The organism is Streptomyces sp. C (assembly GCF_000158895.1).
Classification (GTDB): Bacteria; Actinomycetota; Actinomycetes; order Streptomycetales; family Streptomycetaceae; genus Streptomyces; species Streptomyces racemochromogenes.
Genome location: NZ_GG657750.1, coordinates 1,165,897 through 1,168,667 on the forward strand (window position 1 = coordinate 1,165,897; position 2,771 = coordinate 1,168,667).

The window sequence follows — 2,771 nt, forward strand, 5'->3', positions numbered from 1 at the left end:
GGGGCTCGTTCCCGGCGGGTTGGGGTACTGGTCGACCATGCCGACGTGTTTTGATGCCGAGCGCCAGGACGGCCTGGTCGTCGGTGTAGCCGACGGAGACGACCCGGCGGGGGGCCTTGGTGACCTCGGTGGTGCCGAACGCGTGCTCCACGGTGACGGGGAAGGCGCCGGCCGCGGCGGCGGGGGCGCCGTCGTCCTTGCCGGGGGCCGGGTCCGGCGTTCCGGAGCCGCATCCGGCGAGGAGGGCGGCCCCGAGGGCCGCGGCGCAGAGGGCGGCGGCCGGCCGCCGCCACGGGTTCGTACGGGGTGCCGTGCGCGGTGCCGTGCGTGGTGTCGTGCCCGGTGCCGTGCGTGGGGCAGTTCGCTGGAGGAGCATCCGCAATCCCTTGCTCTTGTGCCGTCCATTGCAGTGCCGCCCGGGGGCAGCCACACCCTAGCGCTCCAACTAAGGGGAGCCTAGCCTTACTTGAGTCCGTATCTATGTCCGAGCCGGGCCGCGCCGCACGTGCGCGCGGCCTATCGGGACGATGAGCGGGCGGTCGCCCACCGGGTCCTCGATGACCTCCGCGCGCAGGCCGAACGCCTCGTGCAGCAGGCCGGCGGTGACGACCTCGCGCGGGTGGCCCTGCGCCAGCACCGAACCGGCCCTCATCACCACGAGGTTGTCGCTGTAGCGGGTGGCGAGGTTGAGGTCGTGCAGCACCATGACCACCGTGCGGCCGCCCTCGTGCAGGTCGTCCACCAGGTCGAGGACGTCGATCGCGTGCGCCAGGTCGAGGTAGGTGGTCGGCTCGTCGAGCAGCAGCAGGTCGGTGCCCTGGGCCAGCGCCATCGAGATCCACACGCGCTGGCGCTGCCCTCCCGAGAGGGTGTCCACCGGGCGGTCGGCCAGGTCGGACACCCCGGTCATCGCCAGCGCCCGCTCCACCACGGCGGCGTCGTCCGAGGACCACTGCCGCAGCCAGCCCTGGTGCGGGTGCCGGCCCCGGGCGACCAGGTCGGACACCGTGAGCCCGTCCGGCGCGACCGGCGCCTGCGGCAGCAGGCCGAGCTTCTTCGCCACGTCCCTGGTGCGGAGCCGGCCGATGTCCTCGCCGTCCAGCACCACCGTCCCGCCGGTCGGCCTGAGCAGCCTCGACAGGGTCCGCAGCAGGGTCGACTTCCCGCAGCCGTTGGGTCCGATGATGGTGGTGACCACCCCGGCCGGGATCTCCACGTCGAGGTCCTCGATGACGCTCCGGCCCCCGTACCCGACCGTGACGCCCCTGGCGGCCAGCCGGGAGGCGCCGCCGGCCCCGCCGCCGGCCCCCGTGTCGTGCTCCGCTGCCACTGGTCCCCCTGTTCCGTGAGTGCCCGAACGTGTGCCGGCTAGCCGGCCTGGCGGAGGTTGGCCCGCACCAGCAGGTATACGAGGAAGGGCCCGCCGACCGCGGCCGTGACCACGCCGACGGGGAGGGTGACGGGCAGCGCCGTACGGGCGACCAGGTCCGCCCCGATCAGCAGCAGCGCCCCCACCAGCCCGGAGGCCGCCAACGGCGGTGTCGGGCACCTCGCCAGACGCATCGCCGCCTGCGGCGCCACCAGCGCCACGAACGGAACCGGGCCCGCCGCGCTCACCGCGACACCGGCCAGCAGCACCGCGCACAGCAGCAGCACGGCCCGTACCGCCGAGTGGCGCACGCCCAGCCCGGCGGCGACCTCGTCGCCCAGGTGCAGCGGCTTGGACTGGAACGCCGCGCACGCCACCACCCCCAGCAGCACGAGCGTGCACCAGAGCGCCACCCGGACCTCGCCCCACGAGCGGCCGTCCAGCGAGCCGATCAGCCACGCCTGCGCCCGCGCCACGTCCCTGATGTCGGCGGTGACCAGCAGCCAGGTCGTGACCGCCTCCGTCACGGCGCTGACCGAGATGCCGATCAGGATCAGCCGTAAGCCGTCGATCCCGCGCCGCCACGCCAGGAAGTAGACCAGCAGGCCCGCGCCGAGGCCGCCCGCGAGCGCCGCGGCCGACAGGCCCACCGAGTCGGCTACCGCCGCGGCCGCTCCTCCGGAGACCGTGACCAGGAAGACCGCCACCATGCCGGCACCCCCGGTGATCCCCAGGATGTCCGGGCTGGCCAGCGGATTGCGCGCGACGGACTGGGTGATCGCCCCGGACACCCCGAGGGCGACGCCCACGACCAGCCCGGCCAGCGCCCTCGGCATCCGCAGGTCCATGACCACGAACCGGTCGACCCGTTCGCCGCCGCCGAGGACGGTGGCGATCACCTGCGGCAGGGCGATGGGGAACTCCCCCACGCCGATGGACAGACAGCCCAGCAGGAAGACCGCCGCGGCAAGCAGCAGCGTGACCGCCGCGATCCACGGCCGCCAGACGAACGACACCCCGCCGAGCCGGACGCCCGGCATCACCACCGCCCTCACGTCCGCCCCGTTCACGCGCTCCCCAGCTTCCCGCGCCACACCAGCACCGCGAAGAACGGCGCCCCGAGCAGGGCCACCAGGACCCCCGCGTCCAGCTCGCCCGGCCGCACCACCAGACGTCCCGCGATGTCGCAGACCAGCAGGACGATCGCGCCGAGCAGGCCCGCGTACGGCACCAGCCGGCGGTAGTCCGGCCCGGTCAGGTACCGGGCCACGTGGGCCGTCATCAGGCCGAGGAACGCGATGGGGCCGCACGCCGCCGTCGCCGCGCCCGCCAGCAGGGTGATCGCGACGATGCCGGCGCCCCGCACGAGCGGGATGTTCACGCCGAGCCCGCGCGCCACGTC

3 protein-coding genes and 1 pseudogene are annotated in these 2,771 nt (G+C 74.6%); all 4 read right to left on the minus strand.

All coding sequences use genetic code 11. From position 1 onward, the window contains the following. Positions 1-376, minus strand: a pseudogene (locus SSNG_RS38615) (hypothetical protein); the annotation flags it as partial. A gap of 102 nt (positions 377-478) precedes the next feature. Then, a complete protein-coding gene (locus tag SSNG_RS05080) occupies positions 479-1,330 on the minus strand; it encodes an ABC transporter ATP-binding protein (protein ID WP_007262728.1) in 852 nt (283 codons plus the stop codon). A gap of 38 nt (positions 1,331-1,368) precedes the next feature. Next, positions 1,369-2,439: an iron ABC transporter permease gene (locus tag SSNG_RS05085; protein ID WP_050779550.1), complete on the minus strand. Its 1,071-nt coding sequence runs from the start codon at positions 2,437-2,439 to the stop codon at positions 1,369-1,371. Continuing rightward, positions 2,436-2,771, minus strand: a 336-nt coding sequence (locus SSNG_RS05090; RefSeq protein WP_042800556.1) for an iron chelate uptake ABC transporter family permease subunit, incomplete at its 5' end; no start/stop codon positions are given. The genes SSNG_RS05090 and SSNG_RS05085, both read right to left, overlap by 4 nt.